Source organism: Cupriavidus numazuensis, from assembly GCF_905397435.1.
Lineage (GTDB): Bacteria > Pseudomonadota > Gammaproteobacteria > Burkholderiales > Burkholderiaceae > Cupriavidus > Cupriavidus numazuensis.
The window spans coordinates 1-1,753 of the sequence record NZ_CAJPVI010000143.1 but is presented as its reverse complement, the minus strand read 5'-3'; the positions used below and the strand labels follow the sequence as shown (position 1 = coordinate 1,753).

Genomic DNA, 1,753 nt, shown 5'->3' with positions numbered 1-1,753 from the left:
AGAACTTCAGATTCGTTGTCCATGATGCTTGCGTCCGCAAATAGTGGTTGCGGACGCAAGCCTGCCTACTCTCAGCCGCGAAAGCTAGGTGCGCTTAATTTCGCGCTTACGGAGATTCGCCTTGCGAGCCCAATTTCTCATTCTCATCTTGCTTGCTGGCTGTGCGGCACAAGTTCCCGTCGAGGTCAGCCAGCGGCCGCCGCCGGCCAATGTGCGCCTCGGTCCAGAATTGACACTGCTGGGTGCGCGCCCCACCACCACCACCGCTGTTATGGGGAGCGATGGGCGTGCACATATTGTCGTGATGCTGGCACGTTCACACCTCGTACACCACCTCGTGGTCGGAGCGCAGGGTGTTGAGCAAGAAGAGATCGTGACGACATCTCACGCGGCCTACGGCAGCGCCCTAAGCACTGCCATCGATGCCGCTGGACGCTTGCACGTGGTGGACGACACGAATCACTTTGTGCGCGAAGGTCAGCGTTGGCAGGGCCCGCTGCGGGGACCCGCGTGCCAACGTCTGTTGCTCGCTGGGCAGGACCTGGTCTGTGTCTTCTTGGCTAAAGGCAAGGAAGTCGGCAGCCCCGGTCGATGGGACTGGTTCGGGATTTACAGCATTGTGATCTGGGCCATTCCCTGGCACGTGCAGTCCAGCAAGGCGGTGATTGCGAGAGAAGCACCATCCGGGGCGTCAAGTTGGACCGTGCTCGACCGCGATAATGGCCTGGATGTGGACATGGAACAGATGGCGGTTTCCGCCGACGATCAAGGCACGGTCAATGTCCTGTATATGTCGACCCGGGGATTTCTACAGGGAACCTACACACAAGCCTTTGCCTACGCCCGAATAGAAACGGGCAACCAGGACGCGGAAGCCGAATCCAGCACTGCCATTCCCGCGAGCGAAGGACTGCAACGCATCATCAGCTCGGCCTCTGGACGCGAAATCCGGGAGCCGACCCGCTTTGATACGCTGAAGCCGCCATTCGCACTCGCTACGGATCCGGAGTCAGGATTCACGCTAGGGTTGACCTTCAGCCTGAAGAGTTGGGGCGCGGAGTGGTGGTGGTATTTCCTCGTTGATCAGCGGGACGAACCGGTAGCCCTTCAGATGTTCCAGGAGGCTTGGCACTCGCAGTGGGGCGGCAACGTATTCCTAGAACCGCGTTTGGCGCCAGCGGGAATGGACCGGTTCCACGCCGTATTCGTGGGGCAGGGAGAGCCGGCGTTGTACTACCTGCCATTCTCCGATGGCAACTGGTCGGCGACCCTGGTGAGGCTGGGTCGCATCTCGGATAACTTTCGTGCGACGAAGCTCATCGCGGACCGTGAGGGCAACGCCCTGGCGATCTGGGTGAGCCCGGAGGAGCACCTCGTTGGCCGATGGATTCGCTTACAGCCATAGCAGGGCTTCGACCACTTTGTCCCTGGCAAAATGCGGATTGAGCCGATCTCCCCGCATCAAGTGGGGCTCTCACCTAGCATGGATGGCGGCGCATGCTCGAACGCCGGTGAGCGGCGGGTATTTCGCACACTTTGGGGTCGGCTGCGGCCTGCCGCCCATCAATCCCACGATGGCGCATGCCGGCCAGCAAGAGCCGACCGGTTCATGACCTGTCGAGGTCCCTTCCCGGCCAGAGGACTAATCTTACTGTGTCACAAATATAGCCTGACATCCCAGCAACACGGACAGCGCGGAAGCTTGCTGGTGATCGCGCGGGCGATGAGTAATCGCAACGTGGAAATCGAGTCA

General features: G+C 60.4%; 1 protein-coding gene. It reads left to right on the top strand.

What is annotated here, in order from left to right; all coding sequences use genetic code 11:
* Positions 1-121 precede the first annotated feature (121 nt).
* Positions 122-1,405 carry a hypothetical protein gene (locus KHO41_RS40880; RefSeq protein WP_211958874.1) on the top strand — a complete coding sequence of 428 codons (1,284 nt, stop codon included), beginning with the start codon at positions 122-124 and terminating at the stop codon, positions 1,403-1,405.
* The last annotated feature ends 348 nt before the right edge of the window (positions 1,406-1,753 follow it).